Here is a 22,902-nt window from a genome sequence, read left to right on the forward strand (position 1 = left end):
GTCAGTCGTCTCCCAGCGCGGCCGCGTAGGCCTCCGCGTCGAGCAATGTCTGCAACTGGGCCGGGTCGGCCACCTGCAGGCGCACCATCCAGCCGTCACCATAGCAGTCCTCATTGACGGTTTCCGGGGCTTCCTCGAGGGTGTCGTTGACTGCCAGCACGGTGCCGTCGATGGGTGCATAGATGTCCGAGGCGGCCTTGACGGACTCCACCACGGCCAGCTCGCCGCCGGCACTCACGGCCTGGTCGGGCTCCGGCAGTTCCAGGAACACGATATCGCCCAGGGCGGCCTGGGCATGATCTGTGATGCCCAGAGTCACGGTGCCGTCATCATGCTGACGAATCCATTCATGGCTGCGGGTATAACGGAGGTCGGTCGGCGTACTGGACATGCAATGAGCTCCTGCGGACAGAAGGTGAGTCGGGCGCGCTGCGGCGCGGCGGTTCGTACGATCGGATTGGCGAAAAGGCTAGCAAGACCATTTCTTGAATGCAACGCAAATTTCCTATAAGAAACTTTTGCCACCATGTTGCCTGATACTGTCGGTGTGGCGTTTCCTGTTATCGGCCGCTGTGCCATACTAGGCGCGCCATCAGTACTCTGCAGGGCACGTCGTGAGCATTGCCGATCAACCCCAGTTTCTCCGTGACGAGAAAAACAGCCGCCTCCAGGTCAGTCGGAGCGATACCAGCGAAGCCACTCTGCAGCCGCTGCAGTTGGGGGAGCGTGTGCGTTCCCTGCGGCTGAGCCAGAACCTGACGCTGGAAGAAGCCAGCAAGCGCACCGGCCTGGCCCGCTCCACCCTGTCCAAGATCGAGAACGAGCAGATCTCGCCGACCTTTACTGCGGTCAGCAAGCTGGTCCACGGCCTGGGCATTGATCTGCCGCAGCTGTTCAGCCAGCCCAGCCCGGGCGCCCAGCCCAGTGGCCGCCGCGACGTGACACGCCGGGGTGAGGGCAAGCCGCATCCGACGGCAACCTATGAGCACGAGCTGCTGGCGACCAACCTGACGCGCAAGAAGATGGTGCCCTTCGTCACCCGGGTGCGCGCGCGCCGGTTCGAGGAGTTCGCCGAATGGGTGCGCCATGACGGCGAAGAGTTTCTCTATGTGCTGTCCGGCACCATCTGGCTCTATACCGAGTTCTACGAGCCGATAGAAATGCAGGCCGGTGATTCGGCCTACTATGATTGCACCATGGGCCATGCACTGGTCTCCGCCAGCCCGGAAGACGCCACCGTACTCTGGGTCACCGCCTGAGCCGCAATTTGCACCATGGCCGGTGCGTTTGTTTCCTATTGGAAATTTCTGTTTCTTTGCGGCATGATGAGGCACACAGGCTTTCGAGGCCGCTACCGAATTCGCCCTGAGGTGCCCGCATGTCCGCGACCGATCTGAAATCCACTCCCCTGACTGCCTTGCATGAACGTATGGGTGCCCGCATGGTGCCCTTCGCCGGCTATCAGATGCCGGTGCAGTTTGCGCTGGGCGTCAAACAGGAACATCTGCACACCCGTCAGGCCGCCGGCCTGTTCGATGTGTCCCACATGGGGCAGTTCTGGCTGTCCGGCCCGGATGCCGACCGGGCGCTGGAAGCCCTGGTGCCGGTGGATGTCCTGGGCCTGGCCGCGGGCCGGCAGCGCTATGGTCTGCTCACCAACGAGGCCGGTGGCATTCTGGACGACCTGATGATCAGTCGTCATCCGGAAGGCCTGTATCTGGTAGTGAATGCGGCCTGCAAGGACGCCGATATGGCACATCTGCGGACGCATCTGCCGGTGAGTGTGAAACTGGAAGAAATGGCTGATCGAGCATTGCTGGCGCTGCAGGGGCCGGCGGCCGAGGCGGCACTGGCCGAACTGCAGCCGGCCGTGCGCACGCTGCGCTTCATGGACAATGTAACGCTGGACCTGCTGGGTGAACCGGCCATCATCTCGCGCAGCGGCTACACAGGCGAGGATGGCTACGAGATTTCGTGTCCGGCACATCTGGCAGAGGCGCTGGCCGAGAAGCTGCTGGCGCATGACCAGGTCGAGCCCATCGGCCTGGGGGCCCGCGACTCGCTGCGCCTGGAGGCGGGGCTCTGTCTCTATGGCCATGATATCGATACCCACACCAGCCCCATCGAAGCCAGCCTCAACTGGGCCATCAGCAAGGCCAGGCGTGCCGAGGGTGAACGTCCCGGTGGTTTCCCCGGTGCCGCCGTGATTCTGGCCCAGCTCAGCGGTGAACGGCCGCTGGCCCGGCGCCGGGTCGGGCTGCTCGGTCAGGGCCGGGCGCCGGTTCGAGAGGGTTCGGTGCTGCAGGATGCCGAGGGCCGTCGCATCGGCGCAGTAACCAGTGGCACCTTTGGCCCCAGTGTCGGCAAGCCGGTGGCCATGGGCTATCTGGAGGCCGACAGCACCGAAGTCGGCACGGAAGTGTATGCCGAGGTGCGTGGCAAGGCCCTGCCGATGACGGTCAGCGCCCTGCCGTTCAAGCGGGCGGATTACAAGCGCTGATCGCTGTGCTGTTGCTCGCCACCTAGCTCGGGTACATGCCTACAAGGTGGCACTGTTGTCGGCTGTGAGCCTTGCTCGCGCATGCGTGGCCAAGGGCCACAGCCTATAGGCCCAGGCACCGATGGTGCCCCCGCCGGGAGTGGGTGCTGGGTGTGCAGACCGTCTGCGCCCAGAGACGGGCCTGATATGAGTTTTTGCGTGTCTGCGGTCAGGGTACCCCGTCATCAGGCGGTAACCCTGAAAGGTTCAAATGACCAGCCCCCTCAGCATTCGGTCACATTCACCGCCAGGCCGCCGCGCGAGGTTTCCTTGTATTTGTCCAGCATGTCACGGCCGGTATCGCGCATGGTCTGAATGACCTTGTCGAGGGAGACGAAGTGCTCACCGTCGCCGCGCAGGGCCATCTGGGTGGCGTTGATCGCCTTTACCGCCGCAATGGCATTGCGCTCGATGCAGGGCACCTGTACCAGCCCGCCGATGGGGTCGCAGGTCAGGCCCAGATTGTGTTCCAGCGCTATCTCGGCCGCATTCTCCACCTGCTCCGGGGTGCCGCCCAGCACCTCGGTCAGGCCGGCTGCCGCCATGGCGCAGGCCGAACCGACTTCGCCCTGACAGCCGACTTCGGCGCCGGAAATCGATGCATTCTGCTTGCACAGCGCGCCCACCGCGCCGGCGGTAAGCAGGAAGGGCACCACATCCTCTTCCTGCACCGCATCACTGAAATTCATGTAATACATCAACACCGCCGGAATGATGCCTGCAGCGCCATTGGTCGGTGCCGTCACCATGCGCCCACCGGCGGCGTTCTCCTCGTTCACGGCCAGCGCATAGAGGTTGATCCAGTCCATCGCGCCCAGAGTGGTGGAGATCATGTTGGCCTGACCAGCCTTCTGCAGCTCCGCATGGAAGCGGCGGGCCCGACGCCGCACGTCCAGCCCGCCGGGCAGGGTGCCCTCGGCCTTCAGTCCGGCTTCCACACAGTCACGCATGGCGCGCCAGAGCGTACACAGGCCGGATCTGACCTCGGCCTCCGGGCGCTGGCTGCATTCGTTGTCCAGCATCAACTGGCTGATCGACTTGCCGGTGTCGCGGGTCAGATGCAGCAGTTCGGCAGCGCTGCCGAAGTGGTGCGGCACTGGCGTGGCCGGTGGTTCGGTGCCCTCGGCCAGTTCCGCCTCGGTGACCACAAAGCCGCCGCCCACCGAGAAAAAGACCTGTTTGCGCAGGCAGTACTTGCCGGCCCAGGCGGCCAGGGTGACCGCATTGGGATGCTGCGGCAGGGGGTGGTCGTCAAAATGCAGATCGCGGTCCGGGTGCAGGGTGATGTTGTGCTTGCTCAGCACAGCGAGCGTCTGCGTGCTGCGTACCCGGTCCAGCAGGCCCTGCATCCAGGCCGGGTCCACAGTGTCGGGCGCTTCTCCGGCCAGCCCCGCCAGCACGGCGCGGTCGGTACCGTGCCCGCGTCCGGTGGCGCTGAGCGAGCCGTGCAGTGTGATGTCCAGCCGCGTCAGACGGTCCAGGTCGCCCTGGTGTTCCAGCGCGCGCGCAAAGGTCAGCGCTGCCCGCATGGGGCCGACCGTATGGGAACTGGAAGGGCCGATGCCGACCTTGAACAGATCGAAAACACTGATGTTCATGCTGCCATCCCCTGACGGCTGTGGTCCGGTGACACTGCTGTCCGACCGGAACGCCGCCGCTGCCTCGTCTGATGTGATTGGATTTTCAGACTAGCAACCACTTTTCTCCTAAGCAATACAAAGTTTCCAATAGGAAACTTTTTGGCCGGATCAGGCAAGGTGATGACTTTTGCAGGCAAGCCTGCCGGACCTGACTTGCGTTCCAGAGCCTGGCCTTGCTATTCTCCAGTGCGTAAATTCTAATCGTTGATCGAAGGCGAACCCCGCATGATCGCTCCACTGCTTTTGACGAACCCACTGAATGCCGCGCTGGACGCGGTAGTGGTGCGTGTGGTGGTGATCGTAGGCAAGGCGCCGTAGGGTCCGGATCAACGCATAATTTTCCAAAACCCCGCCGGCGCAAACCGGACGGGGTTTTTTGTTTTTTGCTCCGTCCAAATTGCCGCCGGCTCGAACAGACACAAGGACTGGAGCATGGCGACAGAGAATACATTACCCCAAACGCGACGAATGACTGGCGCGCAATTGATTGTGCATCTACTGGAACGTCAGGGCGTTACCACCGTCACTGGTATTCCTGGCGGTACTGTGTTGCCGCTCTATGATGCGTTGAGTCAGAGCTCTCAGATTCGCCATGTTCTGGCACGCCACGAGCAGGGCGCCGGGTTCATCGCCCAGGGCATGGCCCGTGTCCTCGGCAGGCCGGCGGTGTGCATTGCCTGCAGTGGCCCCGGTTCCACCAACCTGGTAACCGCGATCGCGGATGCCCGCCTGGACTCCATTCCATTGGTATGCATTACCGGTCAGGTGCCGGTGACGATGATGGGTTCAGATGCATTCCAGGAGGTTGACACTTACGGGATCTCTATTCCTGTCACCAAGCACAATTACCTGGTGCGTGACATCAAAACACTGGCGACGGTGATTACCGATGCGTTTCGCATCGCACAATCCGGGCGCCCGGGGCCGGTGTGGATTGATATCCCGAAGGATATACAAAGCGCCGAAATCGATGTTGAAACCTTACCAGAGCCAGGTGGCCAGGCCCCGGCACCCGCTTTCAGCCTCCATCGTGTGGACGAGGCGGCGGAGATGATTAATCGGGCAAAGCGCCCGGTGCTTTACCTGGGAGGCGGGGCGATCAATGCTGCTGAGCAGGCTATGGCACTCGCAGAGAAAGCCGGCCTACCCACCACCATGACGTTAATGGGGCTGGGTCTTTTGCCCGCCAAACACCCACTGTCATTGGGCATGCTAGGCATGCACGGCGCGCGCAGCACCAACTTCATTCTGCACGAGTCTGACTTGTTGGTAGTGCTTGGGGCACGATTTGACGACCGGGCAACGGGCAAAGCGGAGCAATTCTGTCCCAATGCAAAAATTGTCCACATTGATATTGATGGCGCGGAGCTCGGTAAGATCAAGCAGCCGCACGTGGCGATCCAGGGCGACGTGGATGAAGCACTTTCCCAACTGATACCGCGAGTTGATGCGACTGAACGAGCGGATTGGTGCTTCCTGGTGGCCGATTTCCAGAAAAAGTTCCCACCTGAGAGACCGGGTATCGGCAGCCCCCTGTGCCATTATGGATTGATCCGTGCCATCGCTGAGTGCGTCGACGATGACGTGATCATCACCACAGATGTGGGACAGCACCAGATGTGGGTGGCCCAGGAATATCCGCTCAACCGGCCTCGCCAATGGCTGACTTCAGGAGGTCTCGGCACTATGGGCTTTGGCCTGCCCGCTGCGATCGGAGCGGCGCTTGCCGAGCCAAGGCGCAAAGTGATCTGCTTCTCCGGTGATGGCAGCCTCATGATGAATATCCAGGAAATGGCGACGCTCGTCGAAAATGGACTCGACGTGAAGATTATTCTGATGAATAACCAATCACTGGGATTGGTGCATCAGCAGCAGAGTCTGTTCTTCAAGCGGAACCTTTATGAGTCAACCTATCGAAAGCAGACGGATTTTATCAGCATAGCAACAGCGTTCGGAATGGATACCTGCGATCTGAACGCGGCCGATGATCCGCGGGCGGCGCTGGAGGCTGCGATGCAGCGCTCGGGCCCGTGTTTGATTCATGCGCGCATCGATACAAAGGAGAAGGTATTCCCGATGGTTCCGCCGGGCGCGGCTAACACTGAGATGCTGGGAGCATAAGCCATGCAACAGGAATATGTAATTCTGGAGCTAACCGTGCAGAGCCATCCGGGTGTGATGTCCCACATCTGTGGTTTGTTCGCACGCCGTTCTTTCAATGTCGAAGGTATTCTTTGTCTGCCACAGAGGGACGGCGAACAGAGTCGCATCTGGCTGCAGGTGACAAAGGACTGTCGCCTGGAGCAGGTAGTAAGACAGATAGACAAACTGGAGGATGTGGTACGAGTCAGTCGGTATGAGACGGACCCCTGCGTGTTCAATAAACTCCGTTCTCTTTTTCAGGGGTAAGGGGGCCAGCAGGCCCTGCATCCAGACCGGGTCGACGGGGTCGGGTGCTTCAACAGCCAACCCGGTCTGGTCGGTGCAGGGAGCCGCAAAATGGGTGCGGCGGTGCGCGTCAATCTAACGGACCACGGTGACCGGACAGTGAGCATGTTCTGCCAGGCGCTGGCTGACACTGCCGATCAGCAAACCGCGCACGCGTGATATGCCGCGACTGCCAACAATGATCATGGGTGCGTCCGCCGCGTCGGCATGCTTGATCACGGCCTCGCCAGGGTCGCCCTCGAGCAGTATCTGATCACGTATGCCGCTGGCATCATCGCCCAGTGCCTTGCGCATGGCTGCAAAGACCTTTTTGGCGTTGTCATCGCGCAGCTTGCCAAAGGCTTCCGGATCCATGTACCTGAGGTGTTCCTGGGTAGCGTACTCGGCCGGGGTGCCGAACAGCTCATAGGCATTGCGCGGAAAGGCATACAGCATGTCGACGGCAGCGCCGGTGGCCTTGCCCAGGCCGACCGCAAAGCGCAGCGCCTTGATTGCGCCTTCGGACCCGTCGACGGGTACCAGCAGAGTTTTGGGGGCAGTGGCAGTCATGTCGGACCTCCTGAACAGGAAGAGTGAAATGGAAGGACTACCTCTTCAGTCTAGTGTAATGGCGCGGGTATGAGTTGATCCAGATCAATTGCAAGGCTGACGGGCCTGACCAGGCGTTTTCAGAACAGGCCATTGACGATCATGCTGGTGCCGGTCGCGACCAGCATGATCTTGAGAATGCGCTGAAAGGTGGGTACCGAGACCCTTTCCCGCACCGCCTGGCCCATCTTCAGGCCCAGCAGCGCCGGGGGCAGGCAGGCCGCTGACAGCAGCAGATCCGCCGGGCCCATCAGGCCATAGGTGGTCAGCGCCACGCCGATGATGGCGGTGCCGACAAAGAACATGATACTGACAGTAAAGATGAAACCGCCGCTGCTGATGCCGGTCGCAATCAGAGCCTGAATGGCGGGAAACCCGAAAAAGGACGTCAGACCACCCACGGTACCACTGATCACTCCGGCCACGCCCAATACCGGTGTCTGCCAGCGCTGGCTGATCTGCCAGGGGCGCAGCAGCTGACTGGCCACCACCAGCAGGATCATGGCACCCACCACCATCGACAGTGAGCCGGGGTCCATGCGGGCCAGCATGGGTACGCTGATGGCCAGGGCACCGAACAACCCCACCAGCAATGGCCAGACCCGCAGCGCTTCGCGTGCATGCGCACGGGCGGTAAAGGCCTGTGCCAGGTTGGTCAGCACCAGCGATACGATGGCCCAACCCATGGCCAGAGTGACCGGGGCGCCGGTCAGCAGGGTCAGGGCAGGGATGGCAATCAGCGGCATGCCGAAACCGGCCAGTCCCTTGATCATGCCGGCCAGCACAAAGATCAGACCAATCAACAGAAGCAGGAGCGGCGACAATTCGGGCATGGGTTCCCTGATAAAGGACATTCGGGGCTGCACAGCATTCCTGTTTTTCGGGCCCGGTGCAACCCTGCGGCAGTCGGCGTCCCGCCGCTGTTTCCGTTATACTCCGGCGCAGAGCCATCAGAGACAGAGAGACCTGCCAATGACTGATCATGTGATCCCGCCTCCGCCCCGGCCGGAACTGACTGTGGCCGGGCAGACCGCCACCTTTCCGCTGCGGCGCGTGTTCTGCGTGGGCCGCAACTACGCCGCGCACGCCCTCGAGATGGGCAAGGACCCGGAGCGCGAACCGCCCTTTTTCTTCTGCAAGCCGGCAGATGCCGTGGTCCCGGCACAGGGCACGCTGCCCTATCCGCCCCTGACCGGGGATCTGCACCATGAGGTGGAACTGGTGCTGGCCATTGGCCAGGGTGGTGCAGATATTCCTGCCGCCGAGGCCATGTCGCATGTATGGGGCGCCACGGTCGGGCTGGATCTGACCCGACGTGACCTGCAGGCCGAAGCCAAGAACCTCGGTCGGCCCTGGGACTGGGGCAAGTCGTTCGACGCCGCGGCCCCCTGTGCCCCGCTGCGGCCCCTGGCCGAGCTGCCAGCGCTGGATTCGGGGCGTATCTGGCTGCAGGTGAATGGCGAGCTGCGTCAGGAAGGCAATCTGGATGAACTGATCTGGAAGCTGGATGAAGTCATCGCCCTGTGCAGCCAGTCGGTGCGGCTGCAACCGGGTGATCTGATCTTTACCGGCACCCCGGCCGGCGTCGGAGCAATCAATGCGGGTGACCGTGTAGACGCGGGCATTGACGGCATTGCCGAATTGTCCGTAACCATCGCCTGAACCAACAAGGAACATCCAATGACCCGCCCCATCCTGCACGGCTATTTTCGCAGCTCGACCTCGATCCGCACCCGCATGGCGCTGAATCTGAAGGGTATAGAGTACGATCAGGTCACCCATCATCTGCGCAAGGGAGAACAGAAGGACGAGGCCTACCTGAAGGTCAATCCCCAGGGGCTGGTGCCGGCACTGGTCTGGACCGATGGTCAGGTCATCCCGCAGTCCATGGCCATCATGGAGTTTCTGGATGAAGTGGTGCCACAGCCCCCGCTGCTGCCGGCGGATGCGGGAGGCCGTGCCCGTGTACGCAGCCTGACGCAGATGATCTGCTGCGATATTCACCCGCTGAACAACATGCGGGTGCTGAAAGCGATCGGGACCCGCTTCGGGGCTGATGACGAAGCCACCGCCGCCTGGTTTCGCTACTGGGTGGCCGAGACGTTCCGGCCGCTGGAGCAGATGCTGGCGCACAGCGACCAGACCGGTCGGTTCTGTCATGGCGATGAGATCACCATGGCCGATCTGGCCCTGGTCAGCCAGATCATCAACAACCGGCGCTTTGATGTACCCATGGCCGCCTACCCGACGCTGCAGCGCATTGCCGATGCCTGCCTGGAAGTGCCGGCGATCGAGCGTGCGCTGCCCCAGCATCAGCCCGATGCGGAGTGAGTGACCGGGCGTGTCACCCGTCGGTGTGCCGTCAGAGTAGCCATTGCAGCCAGGCGGCATAGAGCGGAATGCCGACCAGCACATTGAAGGGGAAGGTCACTCCCAGGGCGGCCAGCATGGCCATGCCGGAGTCCGCCTCCGGAATGGCGCCGCGCACGGCAACGGGCGCGGCAATATAGGAAGCACTGGCGGTCAGGCTGGCCAGAATCAGCGTCGAGCCGATCGGCAGGTCCAGCAGCAGGCCCAGCAGCAGGCCCGGCCAGGCCAGTACCATCGGTGCCAGCAGGGCAAAGGTAAGTACCCGCCAGTGCCGCCGCCGCACGCTGCGCAGGGCTTCTGCTGCTGTGAGTCCCATGTCGAGCAGAAACAGAGCCAGTACCACGGTAAAGGCGCCCATCAGCAGGCCGGTGACCTCCTGCCCCTGCTGCGGGCCGTACATCCAGCCGATGATGACCCCGCCGACCAGCAGGATCACGCTGCGATTGGTAAAGGATTCGGCCACTATGGTGCCGATACTGTGTTGCTCCGTGGAGCGAGCGCCACGGCTGAACAGGGCGTACAGCACCATGCCGGTCAGAATGGCTGGCAGCTCGAGTAATACCAGATACAGGGTGACCTCGCCGCCGGTAGCCAGCGCATGGGTCTGGGTATAGGCCAGTGCCACCGCAAAGGTACCGGCACTGACCGAGCCATAGTGCGCAATGAAACTGGCGCTGTCGGCGATATTCAGCCCGACCAGACGACGCATCACGGGGTAGAGCACCAGCGGGATCAGAAAGCCCAGCGTCATCACGGCCAGCAGCCGAATGACCAGTTCCGGCACCAGGTTGCCGTGCAGCGCGATACCGCCTTTCAGACCGATGGTCAGCATCAACAGCAGGCTGAGCACATCATAGGCTGCTCTGGGCACTTCCAGATCCGACCGGACCAGTCCGGCCAGGACGCCGAGCACAAAGAACATGGTGACGATATCGGGCATTTTGGGGTACTGCCTCCAGCCAGTGCGTAGTGGGGTTGTTCAGCACAGGATAGCGCATGCCACCGGGTAATAAACCCTGTTCGCACCATGTATCTGCAGCGTCACAGCACGCTGCAGCGTGTCAGCCTCCGATTTGTCGCCTGACAGCGGCCATCAGCGGCCCCTCGCCGGCGGCCAGATCGTCGATAATGCTGAAGTGATCCCGCGCCGGCACGCTCAGGTACTCGATGGATTGCTCTGGGAAGGCGGCCACCAGATGTTCGACCCAGGCCTGTGATTGGCGATGAAACTCGTCGGATTCCTGCTCCCCGACTGCGGCCAGCACCGGGCAGTTGACCTGCACTGGCTGGAACAGCGGGCTGAGTTCCCGCACGTCGCGCCCGGTCAGTTGCAGCTTGGGCTGCAGCCAGGACCAGGGAAAGGGTCCCAGATCGAACAGGCCGCTGATGGCGATTCCGCCGCGGATCAGATCGGCGGGCAGTGCATAGTCGGCTGCCCAGTCGGTGGCCAGCAGCATGCCGAGCAGGTGGCCGCCGGCCGAATGGCCGGACACGGTGATATTGCGCCGGTCAAAGCCCAGTTCGGGCGCTGATTGATACAGCCAGGCCAGGGCCGCACGGCACTGGCGGACAATTTCACCCAGAGTGACCTTGGGGCACAGCGCATAGTTGATCACGGCGACATTGACGCCGGCCTGTGCCAGCCCCTGGGCCATGTAGGAAAAATCCTTGCTGCTCAATGAGCGCCAGTAGCCACCGTGAATAAAGACATGCAGCGGCCGTGAATCCGAGTGCTGACCCTCGGCAGGGAAGAAATCCAGGGTTTCATCGACTGTAGGGCCGAATTTCAGATCCGGCCGGCATTCCAACTGTGCGCGTGCCTGTGCACTGCGGTTCGTGAACGCCTGCAGAATGGCGGCGCTGTCACTGCGGCCGTGCGAGGGGTTGTAGGCGGCATCAATGGCCTCCTGTGTAGTGAAATCCCGATACAGCGGATATTCGGCAATATGCATGGTTCAGTCCTCATAACGCCCGGTGTCGTCATCGGCTCGCAGGCGCTCCAGAATGTGCTCGGCGCAGGTGTCGTCAATGTCGGCATTCAGTGTAAACGGGCCGGCACGGAAGTTCAGACCATAGCGCAGCGCCGTGTCGATGTCCTGTGCCGGCGCCACACCCTCCTCGACCACGCGGCTGGCTTCCTGCTCCAGCATGACCGCAAGGCGCTGCGCGATCAGGCCGGGTCGGTCTGCTATCGGCACCAGATGCACGCCCCGTGCCGCCGCCTCGGCACAGGCCTGTTCCAGCTCGGCAGCACCAAGGCCCGAGTGCGTGCAGGCCAGGGTGACCGGGTGCCGCTGCCAGCTCACCAGATTCTGGTCCAGCCACAGCAGGGGTGCATTGTTCGCCGCCTCCCGGGCCAGACGACCATCGCTGACAGCCACCCTGAATGGCTGACGGGTCGCCAGTTGATCGGCCAGTGCCCGCGCGTTGGCGACGGCCGGCGGGCTGTCCGTCTGCTGCCTGCTTGCTCTGTCGGCGGAATAGTCATAAAACCCCCGGCCGGTCTTGCGCCCCAGTTGTCCCTGCGCCACCCGATCATGCACCGCGGGCGAGGGCGCAAAGCGCGGATGATGAGCAAAGGCGGCCCAGACCGTGGTGGTGGCCTTGAGGTTGATGTCCAGGCCAACCAGGTCCATCAGCTCGAAGGGTCCCAGCGGGGTGCCGGCGTTGTCCTGAATGGCCTGATCCAGCGTGGCCATGTCGGCCAGCCCTTCGGCCAGCATGACCAGGGGCTCGCTGTAGAAGGGTCGGGCGCAGCGGTTGACGACGAAGGCCGGGCTGTCCTTTGCCACGACGGGGATCTTGCCCAGATCACGAGCCAGTTGGCAGAGCTGCTCGATTACGGCCTCGGAGGTCTGCGGTGCCTGGATGACTTCGATCAGCTTCATCACCGGTGCCGGGTTGAAGAAATGCAGCCCCGCAACGCGCTCCGGATGCTGCGCCACTGCAGCAATGTCGGTCACAGACAGCGATGAGGTGTTGGTGCACAGCAGGGTGTCCGGGCGGCAGTGTTGTTCCAGTTCCCGGATCAATTGGTGCTTGATGGCCAGGTCTTCGACCACGGCTTCTACCACCAGATCGGATTCGGCGAGTGCCGCCAGAGTGCTCACTATTTCCAGCCGGCGCAGCGTATCAGTCGCCTCGGATGCCGACAGCCGGCCCCGGTCGACGCGTAGTTGCAGGGATTTTTCGATGTTCTGCAGTGCCTTGTGACTGACTTCGGACGACACATCATACAGCAGCGTCCGGCAGCCGGACTGGGCGCAGAGCTGAGCAATGCCCTGACCCATGACGCCGGCGCCCAGCACACTGATCACTGCTGGCGGGGATGGCGCGGAATTTCGGTCTGACATGGCTTATTGCCCTCTGAAATCGGGTTTGCGCTGGTCGCGAAAGGCGGCGATGCCTTCCGCCTTGTCGGCGCTGCCGAGCAGTTGTTCAAAATGCGAACGGCTGTGCTGGCGGCCCCGGACATGCAGGTCGTCGGTCGCACTGAGCACTGCGGCCTTGGCCAGTTGCTGCGCCAGTGGCGCGCCGCGTGCCAGTTTTTCCGCCAGCACCATGGCTTCCGCACCTGCCTGGCCGGGCGCACTCAGGTGACTGGCCAGTCCCCAGTCGAAGGCCTGCTGGCCGGTGATCTGTTCGCCGGTCAGGCCCAAACGCATGGCGCGCGCTCGGCCTATGGTGGCGGCCAGGCGCTGCAGGCCGCCGGCTCCGGGGATCAGCCCGAGGCGGATTTCCGGCTGTCCCAGCCTGGCGTCATCGGCCACCACCAGCAGGTCCGCACTCAGGGCCAGCTCGCAGCCTCCCCCCAGGCAGTAGCCCTCGACTGCAGCGATTACCGGCTTGCGCAGCGACTGCAGCGACTGCCAGTACTGGCGGCGCGGGTCAGTCAGCCCGTCTATTGGGGTCTTGTCGGCGATTTCATTGATATCGGCGCCAGCAGCGAAATGCTCACCACTGCCCTGAATCAGCAGCACCCTTGTGGCGGGGTCGTCGTCGGCATCGCGGCAGGCTTCGGCCAGTGCTGCCAGCAGTTCGGTGTTGAGGGCATTGCGGGCATCGGGCCGGTGCAGGGTCAGGATCTTTACCGGGCCGCGGTGTTCGGTCAGCAGGCATTCACTCATGGGCGTCCCCGAGGTGCTGTGGCTATTGTGTGTCCAGATTATGCCGCCATGGTTATTATTTCAAGCATGAAAGTTTAGGCTTGAAATATATAAAAGTCGGGGCTACATTGGATGACACAGGTCCCAAATCGCAGACACAGGACAAGAATAATGAAGATCGTTTGTCTCGGGGGCGGCCCTGCCGGGCTCTACTTTGCCATCAGCGCCAAGCTGCGCAACCCGGATCATGGCATTACAGTGATCGAGCGCAACCGATCTAACGATACGTTTGGCTGGGGTGTGGTGCTGTCGGATGAAACACTGGACAATCTGGCCGAAAATGATCCGGTCAGCGCCGAGCGCATCCGGGCACATTTTGCCTACTGGGACGACATCGCGGTGGTGCACGAGGGTGTGCGCACCGTATCCACCGGCCATGGTTTTTGCGGCATTGGCCGCCGCCAGTTGCTGGTGCTGCTGCAGGAGCGGGCACGGGAATTGGGGATCGAACTCTGCTTCGAACAGGAAGTCGAGGATGCTGGCTATTATGCCGAGCACTATGATCTGGTGATTGCCTGTGACGGCATCAACTCCCGCACACGTACCCAGTTTGAGGAGCATTTCGAGCCCGATATCGATGTGCGCGCCTGCAAGTTTGTCTGGCTGGGCACGCACCAGAAATTCGACGACGCCTTCACCTTTATCTTCGAGCGCACCGAGCACGGCTGGGTCTGGGCCCACGCCTACCAGTTCGATGACGACACGGCGACCTTCATCGTTGAATGTTCGCAGGAGACCTGGGACCGCTTCGGCTTCGGCGACATGACCCAGGATGAATCCATTGCCACCTGCGAACGTATCTTTGCCGATCATCTGGGCGGCCACGCGCTGATGACCAATGCGCGGCATATCCGCGGTTCGGCCTGGATCAATTTCCCGCGTGTGCTGTGCAAACGCTGGAGCTACAGGAACATCGTGCTGATGGGGGATGCCGCCGCGACCGCTCATTTCTCCATCGGCTCCGGCACCAAGCTGGCGCTGGAAAGCGCCATAGCGCTGGCCGACTATGTGGAAAGTGAGTCTTCACTGACCGAGGCCTTCAGGCGTTACGAAGAAGAGCGTCGCCTGCAGGTCCTGCGTCTGCAGTCGGCGGCACGCAACTCCACCGAATGGTTCGAACAGATCGAGCGCTATCTGGATCTGGACCCGGTGCAGTTCAACTATGCGCTGCTGACCCGTTCGCAGCGCATCAGTCACGAAAACCTGCGCCTGCGCGACCCGGAATGGCTGAGCAGTGCCGAGCAGTGGTTCCAGCGGCAGGCGGGTAATCCGGGCAGCAGCGCGGCGCCCATGTTCGCCCCCTGGAAACTGCGTGACATGACACTGAAAAACCGCGTCGTGGTGTCGCCCATGGCCCAGTACAAGGCGGTCGACGGCATGCCGACCGACTGGCACTTTGTGCACTATGCCGAGCGCGCCAAGGGCGGCGCCGGACTGGTCTATACCGAGATGACCTGCGTCAGCGCCGAAGGCCGCATCACGCCCGGCTGCCCCTGCCTGTGTTCCGACGCGCAGCGCCAGGCCTGGCAGCGGCTGGTCGAATTCGTGCACGCGGAAACCGATGCGAAGCTGTGCATGCAGCTCGGTCATTCCGGGCCGAAAGGTTCGACCCAGCTAGGCTGGGAGACCATGGATGCTCCGCTGCCGGAGGGCAACTGGCCCGTCATAGCGGCTTCCGAGGTGCCCTGGTCGCCCGACAATCAGGTACCCAGAGCCATGACCCGGGCCGACATGGATCAGGTCAGGGCAGAATTCGTGCAGGCAGCGCAGCTGGCAGAGCAGGCCGACTTCGACATGCTGGAACTCCATTGTGCCCACGGTTATTTGCTGTCGAGCTTCATTACGCCGCTGACCAACAGGCGCACCGACGAGTACGGCGGCAGCCTGGACAATCGCATGCGCTACCCCTTGGAAGTGATACGGGCGGTGCGCGCGGTCTGGCCGGCACACAAGCCCCTGTCGGTGCGTATATCGGCGCATGACTGGGTGGGCGACGATGGCATCACGCCGGAGGATGCGGTGGCCGTTGCGCGCCTGCTTAAGGCGGCCGATGTGGATATCGTGGATGTATCGGCGGGGCAGACGTCAAAGCAGGCGCAGCCAGTTTATGGCCGCATGTTTCAGACACCATTTGCGGATCGCATCCGGCAGGAGGCGGGCATTCCGACCATGGCGGTGGGCAATATCTATGATCCGGATCATGTGAATTCGATTCTGATGGCGGGGCGGGCGGATCTGGTCTGCCTGGCGCGGCCGCATCTGGCCGACCCCTACTGGACGCTGCATGCGGCGGCGAAGATCGGCAACCAGGAACAGAACTGGCCGCTGCCCTATCTCGCCGGCCGCGACCAGTTGCTGCGCCTCGCCGAGCGCGAGGAGGGGTTGATCTGATGACTCTCCCTGTAGGCTGTGGCCCTTGGCCACGCATGGGCTGTATTGGACCCCCTTCGTCGGGCCGTCGCCCGTGCATGCCGCCTTCTGCGGGGTACCCTGACCGCAGACACGCAAAAAACGTCATCCATGACAGCTCGACTGCGCACATCCATGTGCGCAGACGGTCTGCGGATCAGGGTACCGCCGCGCGGCGGCCGCACCTGTTGTGCCATGGTTCCGATGGCGAAATGGAAAAACATGTAGCGAGGCACGCAAGTGCCGATTGGGGCCACAGGGCCCCTGTGTAAGGCGGCTGCACCGCTCATCGCGACTCGCGTCGCTCGCTACAGATGGGTCAGGTGGCACGGTTGGAGTTGCCTGCCGGGTACATGCACTGTGAGACCGTTTGCGGCCAGGGATGGCCGCAACCGAGCTGTCAGGGACAAAAACGCCGGGAGCGTTTTTGCACGAGCGAAGCGAGCCCGGAGGGTCAGGCCCAGGGACGGGCCTGATATGAGTTTTTGCGTGTCTCACAGGCATGTACCCGAGCGTGGCGACGGTCCGATTGGCGCCTGCGGGCAAATAGGGTCTGCGGGCACGAACAACCAACATTGAGGAAGGAATGAACGACACACAGTGGGACTACAGCGGCAAGACGGTGGTAATCACCGGCGGCGGTTCGGGCATAGGCGCCGAACTGGCGGTGGCGTTCGCCGGTGCCGGGGCGCGAGTGATCATCGGCGGACGCAACAGTGACCGACTGCATGCCGTCTGCGCGCGGCAGAGCGGCATCGAGGCACGCGAGGTGGATGTCACGCGCCCCGAGGCCATGGACACCCTGTTTGCCGACCTGAACACCGTCGATGTCGTCATCGCCAACGCCGGCGCCGCCCACAGCGCCCCGGTGCACAAGACCAGCTTCGAAGACTGGCAGAGCATGCTCGCCGTCAACCTGAGCGGGGTCTTTCTGACTCTGCAGGCCGGCCTCGCCCGCGTGCAGGCCGGCGGCCGGCTGCTCGCCGTGGCCTCCACGGCCGGCCTCAAGGGCTATCCTTATGTGGCGCCCTATTGCGCGGCCAAGCACGGCGTTATTGGCCTGGTGCGCTCGCTGGCGCTGGAGATTGGCGACAAGGGCATTACCGTCAATGCCCTGTGCCCCGGTTTTACCGACACCCCGCTGCTGGAAGACAGCCTGCAGACCATCATGGACAAGACCGGCCGCTCGCGCGAAAAAGCCTATGCCCTGCTGGCCAGGCGCAACCCGCAGGGGCGTCTGGTGACCACCGAAGAAGTCGTTGCCACCGCGCTCTGGGCTGCCAGCCCCGGCGCCAGTGCCATCAACGGCCAGGCGCTGGCCATTGCCGGAGGTGAAGTATGACCGCGCCGGCCGAGAAGCTGATGACCCCGAGCAAGGAGCGCCTGCGTCTCTGGCTGCGCCTGCTGCGCACCACCCGGCAGGTGGAGGCCGAATTGCGCGAGCGGCTGCGCACCGAGTTTGACAGCACCCTGCCAAGGTTTGACGTCATGGCCGCGTTGGCGCGCAATCCGGATGGCCTGAAAATGAACGAGCTGTCGCAGTCACTCAAGGTCTCCAACGGCAATGTCACCGGCATTGTCAGCCGCCTGGTGGAGGACGGCTGGGTGACCCGTATCGCCATCGAAGGCGACCGCCGTGCCACCCGGGTCAGGCTGACCGAAGCCGGCCAGCGCACCTTTGCGGTCATGGCCGAGGCGCACGAACACTGGGTCGACGAACTGTTCAGCGAGTTCAGCGTTGACAAGGCCCATGAACTGATCGAGCTGCTGGACCACCTGCCGGTGGCCCACGGCGAACACGGATAACGGAGCACCCGCAATGAAGATGGCAGACCTCAAACCTGAACACTTTCGCTGGCGCATGGACGGCCGGGTGGCGATCATCCAGCTCGACCGCCCGGAACGGAAAAACCCGCTGACCTTCGACAGCTATGCCGAGCTGCGCAATACCTTCCGTGACCTGGCCTATGCCGAGGACGTGGATGCGGTGGTGTTCGCGGCCAATGGCGGCAATTTCTCCTCCGGTGGTGACGTACACGAGATTATCGGCCCTCTGGTCGGCATGGACATGAAGGAACTGCTGGCCTTCACCCGCATGACCGGCGACCTGATCAAGGCCATGCTGAATTGCGGTCGCCCGGTCATTGCCGCGGTCGACGGCATCTGTGTGGGCGCCGGGGCCATCATTGCCATGGCCTCCGATATGCGCTTGGCGACTCCGGAAGCCAAGACGGCCTTCCTGTTCACCCGCGTCGGTCTGGCCGGCTGCGACATGGGCGCCTGCGCCATGCTGCCGCGCATCATCGGGCAGGGCCGGGCCGCCGAAATGCTCTACACCGGCCGCTCGATGACGGCGGAAGAGGGCGAGCGCTGGGGCTTCTTCAACCGCCTGTGCAGTGCCGAAGAACTGGAGAGCGAAGCCGTGGTGCTGGCGCAGCGCCTGTGTAAAGGCCCGACCTTTGCCCATGGCATGACCAAGACCCAGCTCAATCAGGAATGGTCCATGAGCCTGGAACAGGCCATCGAATCCGAAGCGCAGGCGCAGGCCATCTGCATGCAGACGCGCGACTTCGAACGTGCCTACAACGCCTTCGTCAACAAGCAGAAACCCGAATTCGGAGGCGACTGATGAGCGATCGCAGCTTTCTCGACTGGCCTTTTTTCGAGCCTCATCACAAGAAACTGGCGGACGAACTCGATGCCTGGTGCGAGCGCGAACTGAGTGACGCCCATCCCACGGACGTGGACGCCCACTGCCGGGATCTGGTAAAGCGTCTGGGCCGTGACGGCTGGCTGCAGCACACGGCCGGCGATGCGCTCGATGTGCGTACTCTGTGCCTGTGCCGGGAAACGCTGGCGCGCCACCATGCCCTGGCCGACTTTGCGTTTGCCATGCAGGGGCTGGGCACCGGCGCCATCAGTCTGTTTGGCAATGACCAGCAGAAGCAGTGGCTGGACAGCACCCGAGCCGGTGAGGCCATCTCCGCCTTTGCGCTGACCGAGCCGGACTCCGGCTCCGATGTGGCCAATCTGACCACCACCGCCGAACCCGACGGCGATGACTATGTATTGAATGGTGAGAAGACCTGGATATCCAATGGCGGCATTGCCGACCTCTATATCGTCTTTGCTCGCACCGGCGAGGCAGCGGGCGCAAAAGGGCTGTCGGCCTTTATTGTCGAGGCCGACCGGCCGGGTCTGGAGATCCGTGAGCGGCTGCACACCATAGCGCCGCATCCGCTGGCGCGGCTGGGATTCAACCAGTTGCGTGTGCCCAAGAGCAACCTGATCGGCCAGCCCGGCCAGGGCTTCCGCATCGCCATGGCGGTACTGGATGTGTTCCGCGCCACGGTCGGTGCGGCGGCGCTGGGCATGGCCCGGCGGGCGTTGGATGAAACTGCCGCGCGCACCCAGAGCCGCCAGCTGTTCGGCGGGCACCTGTCTGATTTGCAGATGGTGCAGGGTCATGTTGCCGACATGGCACTCGGCATCGACAGCAGTGCGCTGCTGGTCTACCGCGCCGCCTGGACCAAGGATCAGGGGGCCGAACGGGTGAGCCGCGAAGCGGCCATGGCCAAGCTGCAGGCCACCGAACAGGCGCAGCAGATCATCGACAAGGCAGTACAGCTGCACGGCGGCGACGGTGTGCGCGACGGCCATGTGGTGGCTGGGCTGTATCAGGAGATTCGGGCACTGCGCATCTATGAAGGTGCCACAGACGTGCAGAAAGTGATTATCGCCCGCAGCGTGCTGACCGGCTGATTGCCGAGCCGGACTGCGACGGGCACAACAACAAATACAACAATGACTGACGGAGGCCTGGGCCATGTCGGGAACTACAGCACATGTCGACACCTTTGTGCGCGACAACCTGCCGCCTGTCGAGCAGCAGCCGGAATTTCTGCTCGCTGGATTCGATTATCCGGACAGACTGAATGCGGGCGTGGAACTGACCGACCGGCTGGTCGAGCAGGGCCATGGTGATCGCACGGCGCTGATCGGTAATGGCCGCCGGCGTACCTACAAGGAACTGGCCGACTGGACCAACCGCCTGGCCCATGCGCTGGTGGAAGACTATGGCGTCAAGCCGGGTAACCGGGTACTGATCCGCTCTGCCAACAACCCGGCGCTGGTGGCCTGCTGGCTGGCCGCGACCAAGGCGGGTGCCGTGGTGGTGAATACCATGCCCATGCTGCGCGCCGGTGAACTGAGCAAGATCATCGACAAGGCGCAGGTCAGCCATGCGCTCTGTGATACCCGACTGCTGGAAGAGCTGGAGACGGCGCAGCAGGGCAACCAGTATCTGCGCCATGTCATCGGCTTTGACGGTACGGCCAATCACGATGCCGAACTGGACCGGGCCGCTCTAGACAAACCGGTGCACTTCGACGCTGTACCGACGCGGCAGGATGATGTGGCGCTACTGGGGTTCACCTCCGGCACCACGGGTGAGCCCAAGGCCACCATGCATTATCACCGCGACCTGCTGATCATCGCTGATAGCTATGCCAGGGAGGTGCTGCAGGTCACGCCGGACGATGTCTTTGTCGGTTCGCCGCCATTGGCGTTTACCTTTGGTCTGGGCGGGCTGGCCATCTTCCCGTTGCGCTTCGGTGCCTGTGCCACGCTGCTGGAAAAGGCCTCGCCGCCCAATATGATTGAGATTATCGAGACCTACAGGGCCACCATCTCCTTTACCGCGCCCACTGCCTATCGCGTCATGCTGAAAGCGATGGAAGAGGGCTCGGACCTGTCCAGCCTGCGCTGTGCGGTTTCGGCCGGGGAGACCCTGCCGGAACCCATATTCCACGAATGGATGGAAAAGACCGGCAAGACCCTGCTGGATGGCATTGGCTCCACCGAGATGCTGCACATCTTCATCTCCAACCGGCTCGATGACGCCCGCCCGGCCTGTACGGGAAAACCCGTCACGGGCTATCAGGCAAGGGTGGTAGACGCTAATATGCAGGAACTGCCGCGTGGCGAAGTCGGCCGACTGGCCGTACGCGGACCCACCGGCTGTCGCTACATGGCCGATGACCGTCAGCGCAACTATGTGCAGGACGGCTGGAACATCACCGGCGACGCCTTCTGGCAGGATGAAGATGGCTATTTCCATTTTGCCGCACGCAATGACGACATGATTGTCTCGTCCGGTTACAACATCGCTGGGCCGGAGGTGGAAGCCTGCCTGCTGGCCCACGACAAGGTACTGGAATGTGCTGTAGTGGGTGAGCCGGATGAAGATCGGGGGCAGATTGTGGCGGCACATGTGGTGCTCAGTGAGGGCATCGAGCCGACCGACGCTCTGGTCAAGGAGTTGCAGGACCACGTCAAGAGTCGGATCGCGCCCTACAAGTACCCGCGCGCGGTTCACTTTATCGAAGCACTGCCGAAAACGGCGACCGGCAAGGTACAGCGTTTCCGGTTGCGGGAATGACGGGTCACGAGCAGTTCCAGTGACACCAATGTGCAACAACAATAACAACACCTTGGGGGGTGTAACGATGAAACAATCAATCAAACTGGGTCTTGGTCTGGCCATGGCCGCGACCATGACCGTGGCACAGGCGAACGAGGTGCGCGTGGGCATGATCACCACGCTGTCCGGCGGTGGTGCTCACCTGGGTGTCGACGTTCGGGACGGCTTCATGCTGGCCATTGAGCAGTCCGGCAACTCGGATGTGAATGTCATCATTCGTGATGATGCGCAGCGGCCGGACCTGGCCAACAGCCTGGCCAGTGAAATGATGGACCGGGAAAACGTGCATGTGATGACCGGCCTGATCTGGTCCAATCTGGCCATGGCCGTGGTGCCGTCGGTTACCCGCCAGGGCATGTTCTACCTGTCACCCAATGCCGGCCCGTCCGATCTGGCCGGCCGCATGTGTCACGAGAACTACTTCAACGTGGCCTGGCAGAATGACGCACTGCATGAGGCCATGGGCCAGTATGTGCGCGACCAGGGCTATGAGAATCCCTTCATTCTGGCGCCCAACTATCCGGCAGGTACCGACGCCCTGTCCGGCTTCAAGCGTTACTATGACGGTGAGCTGGCCAACGAGATCTATACCCAGTTGGGTCAGGAAGACTATGCCGCCGAAATCAGTCAGATCCGCGCCAGCGGGGCGGACAGCGTGTTCTACTTCCTGCCGGGTGGCATGGGTATCTCCTTCATGAACCAGTATGCCAACTCGGGTACGGATATTCCGGTATTCGGACCGGCGTTCTCGTTTGACGAGGTCATTGTAGGTGCTCTGGGCGAGGCCGCTGAAGGTGTGATCAACACCTCGCAGTGGGCGCATGACCTGGACAATGACACCAACCGTGCCTTCGTCGAAGCCTTCCGTGCGGAACACGGGCGCACTCCGACGCTGTATGCCTCCCAGGGTTATGACACTGCCAAACTGCTGCTGTCGGCCCTGGAAGTGGCGCATCCGGAAGATGATCCTGATGCCTTTCGCGAAGCACTGCGCGCCGCTGATTTTGCCTCTACCCGTGGTGAGTTTCGCTTTGCCAGCAATCAGCACCCGATCCAGGACATCTATGTGCGTGAAATCGTGGCCAACGGTGACGGCGGGTTTACCAACCAACTGATCGGTGTGGCCATGGAAGACCACCAGGATGTCTACGGCGCTGACTGCGGTCTCTGATCCAGGGTACCTCTGGCAGGCAGGCCCTTCGGGCCTGCCCATTATTCATGCCGATCGGGTAACCGGCCCGATCGGCCCAGGCTACAGGC

Annotated in this window: 21 protein-coding genes; 13 read left to right on the top strand and 8 right to left on the bottom strand. The window is 62.6% G+C overall.

All coding sequences use genetic code 11. The features are described from left to right. Nucleotide 1: 1 nt before the first annotated feature. Nucleotides 2–391 (bottom strand): glycine cleavage system protein GcvH, encoded by a 390-nt coding sequence (gcvH, locus tag E4656_RS09840; protein ID WP_135483055.1) that lies wholly within the window; start codon nucleotides 389–391, stop codon nucleotides 2–4. Nucleotides 392–701: 310 nt separating this feature from the next. On the opposite strand from gcvH, the gene E4656_RS09845 reads away from it, so the two are divergent. Further along, nucleotides 702–1,259, top strand: coding sequence for a helix-turn-helix domain-containing protein (locus E4656_RS09845; protein WP_240753966.1), 558 nt, complete (start codon nucleotides 702–704; stop codon nucleotides 1,257–1,259). Between the two features lie 119 nt (nucleotides 1,260–1,378). Further along, entirely contained in the window at nucleotides 1,379–2,500 is a 1,122-nt protein-coding gene (gene gcvT / locus E4656_RS09850; protein WP_135483056.1) for a glycine cleavage system aminomethyltransferase GcvT, read from the top strand. 263 nt (nucleotides 2,501–2,763) lie between these two features. Here the strand turns inward: gcvT and E4656_RS09855 are convergent, their stop codons facing one another. After that, nucleotides 2,764–4,137 carry an L-serine ammonia-lyase gene (locus E4656_RS09855; protein ID WP_135483057.1) on the bottom strand — a complete coding sequence of 458 codons (1,374 nt, stop codon included), beginning with the start codon at nucleotides 4,135–4,137 and terminating at the stop codon, nucleotides 2,764–2,766. 474 nt (nucleotides 4,138–4,611) lie between these two features. On the opposite strand from E4656_RS09855, the gene ilvB reads away from it, so the two are divergent. Both ilvB and ilvN read left to right on the top strand, forming a co-directional pair. Then, complete coding sequence (gene ilvB / locus E4656_RS09865; RefSeq protein ID WP_135483059.1) at nucleotides 4,612–6,300, top strand: acetolactate synthase large subunit; 1,689 nt, start codon at nucleotides 4,612–4,614, stop codon at nucleotides 6,298–6,300. Nucleotides 6,301–6,303: 3 nt separating this feature from the next. Continuing rightward, nucleotides 6,304–6,588, top strand: coding sequence for an acetolactate synthase small subunit (gene ilvN / locus E4656_RS20615; protein ID WP_135483060.1), 285 nt, complete (start codon nucleotides 6,304–6,306; stop codon nucleotides 6,586–6,588). 114 nt (nucleotides 6,589–6,702) lie between these two features. Here the strand turns inward: ilvN and E4656_RS09875 are convergent, their stop codons facing one another. Then, nucleotides 6,703–7,176: a universal stress protein gene (locus tag E4656_RS09875; RefSeq protein ID WP_135483061.1), complete on the bottom strand. Its 474-nt coding sequence runs from the start codon at nucleotides 7,174–7,176 to the stop codon at nucleotides 6,703–6,705. 119 nt (nucleotides 7,177–7,295) lie between these two features. Next, nucleotides 7,296–8,069, bottom strand: coding sequence for a sulfite exporter TauE/SafE family protein (locus E4656_RS09880; protein ID WP_135483062.1), 774 nt, complete (start codon nucleotides 8,067–8,069; stop codon nucleotides 7,296–7,298). Nucleotides 8,070–8,187: 118 nt separating this feature from the next. Here E4656_RS09880 and E4656_RS09885 point away from each other — a divergent pair, with 118 nt between their 5' ends. Then, nucleotides 8,188–8,877: a fumarylacetoacetate hydrolase family protein gene (locus E4656_RS09885; RefSeq protein WP_135483063.1), complete on the top strand. Its 690-nt coding sequence runs from the start codon at nucleotides 8,188–8,190 to the stop codon at nucleotides 8,875–8,877. A gap of 18 nt (nucleotides 8,878–8,895) precedes the next feature. Next, nucleotides 8,896–9,546 (top strand): maleylacetoacetate isomerase, encoded by a 651-nt coding sequence (gene maiA / locus E4656_RS09890; RefSeq protein ID WP_135483064.1) that lies wholly within the window; start codon nucleotides 8,896–8,898, stop codon nucleotides 9,544–9,546. Nucleotides 9,547–9,577: 31 nt separating this feature from the next. On the opposite strand, the gene E4656_RS09895 is transcribed toward maiA, so the two are convergent. From E4656_RS09895 to E4656_RS09910, 4 genes are all read right to left on the bottom strand, one after another. Beyond that, nucleotides 9,578–10,525 carry a sodium-dependent bicarbonate transport family permease gene (locus tag E4656_RS09895; RefSeq protein WP_135483065.1) on the bottom strand — a complete coding sequence of 316 codons (948 nt, stop codon included), beginning with the start codon at nucleotides 10,523–10,525 and terminating at the stop codon, nucleotides 9,578–9,580. Between the two features lie 121 nt (nucleotides 10,526–10,646). Beyond that, nucleotides 10,647–11,537 (bottom strand): alpha/beta hydrolase, encoded by an 891-nt coding sequence (locus E4656_RS09900; protein ID WP_135483066.1) that lies wholly within the window; start codon nucleotides 11,535–11,537, stop codon nucleotides 10,647–10,649. A gap of 3 nt (nucleotides 11,538–11,540) precedes the next feature. Continuing rightward, nucleotides 11,541–12,938, bottom strand: a complete 1,398-nt coding sequence (locus tag E4656_RS09905) for a 3-hydroxyacyl-CoA dehydrogenase NAD-binding domain-containing protein (RefSeq protein WP_135483067.1) — start codon at nucleotides 12,936–12,938, stop codon at nucleotides 11,541–11,543. Between the two features lie 3 nt (nucleotides 12,939–12,941). Continuing rightward, on the bottom strand, nucleotides 12,942–13,712 hold the full coding sequence (locus E4656_RS09910) for an enoyl-CoA hydratase-related protein (RefSeq protein ID WP_135483068.1): 771 nt from the start codon (nucleotides 13,710–13,712) through the stop codon (nucleotides 12,942–12,944). A gap of 150 nt (nucleotides 13,713–13,862) precedes the next feature. On the opposite strand from E4656_RS09910, the gene E4656_RS09915 reads away from it, so the two are divergent. The 7 genes from E4656_RS09915 (at nucleotide 13,863) to E4656_RS09945 (ending at nucleotide 22,813) form a co-directional block, all read left to right on the top strand. Further along, nucleotides 13,863–16,142 (top strand): bifunctional salicylyl-CoA 5-hydroxylase/oxidoreductase, encoded by a 2,280-nt coding sequence (locus E4656_RS09915; protein ID WP_135483069.1) that lies wholly within the window; start codon nucleotides 13,863–13,865, stop codon nucleotides 16,140–16,142. 604 nt (nucleotides 16,143–16,746) lie between these two features. After that, nucleotides 16,747–17,502: an SDR family NAD(P)-dependent oxidoreductase gene (locus E4656_RS09920; RefSeq protein ID WP_135483070.1), complete on the top strand. Its 756-nt coding sequence runs from the start codon at nucleotides 16,747–16,749 to the stop codon at nucleotides 17,500–17,502. Further along, a complete protein-coding gene (locus E4656_RS09925; protein ID WP_135483071.1) occupies nucleotides 17,499–17,966 on the top strand; it encodes a MarR family winged helix-turn-helix transcriptional regulator in 468 nt (155 codons plus the stop codon). Before E4656_RS09920 ends, E4656_RS09925 begins: the two co-directional genes overlap by 4 nt. 13 nt (nucleotides 17,967–17,979) lie before the next feature. Next, nucleotides 17,980–18,789 (top strand): enoyl-CoA hydratase family protein, encoded by an 810-nt coding sequence (locus E4656_RS09930; protein ID WP_135483072.1) that lies wholly within the window; start codon nucleotides 17,980–17,982, stop codon nucleotides 18,787–18,789. Next, nucleotides 18,789–19,922, top strand: a complete 1,134-nt coding sequence (locus tag E4656_RS09935) for an acyl-CoA dehydrogenase family protein (RefSeq protein WP_135483073.1) — start codon at nucleotides 18,789–18,791, stop codon at nucleotides 19,920–19,922. Before E4656_RS09930 ends, E4656_RS09935 begins: the two co-directional genes overlap by 1 nt. 64 nt (nucleotides 19,923–19,986) lie before the next feature. Beyond that, nucleotides 19,987–21,600, top strand: a complete 1,614-nt coding sequence (locus E4656_RS09940) for a benzoate-CoA ligase family protein (protein WP_135483074.1) — start codon at nucleotides 19,987–19,989, stop codon at nucleotides 21,598–21,600. 67 nt (nucleotides 21,601–21,667) lie between these two features. Further along, nucleotides 21,668–22,813 (top strand): ABC transporter substrate-binding protein, encoded by a 1,146-nt coding sequence (locus tag E4656_RS09945; RefSeq protein WP_135483075.1) that lies wholly within the window; start codon nucleotides 21,668–21,670, stop codon nucleotides 22,811–22,813. Nucleotides 22,814–22,902: the final 89 nt, after the last annotated feature.

This window comes from Natronospirillum operosum, from assembly GCF_004768465.1.
Lineage (GTDB): Bacteria > Pseudomonadota > Gammaproteobacteria > Pseudomonadales > Natronospirillaceae > Natronospirillum > Natronospirillum operosum.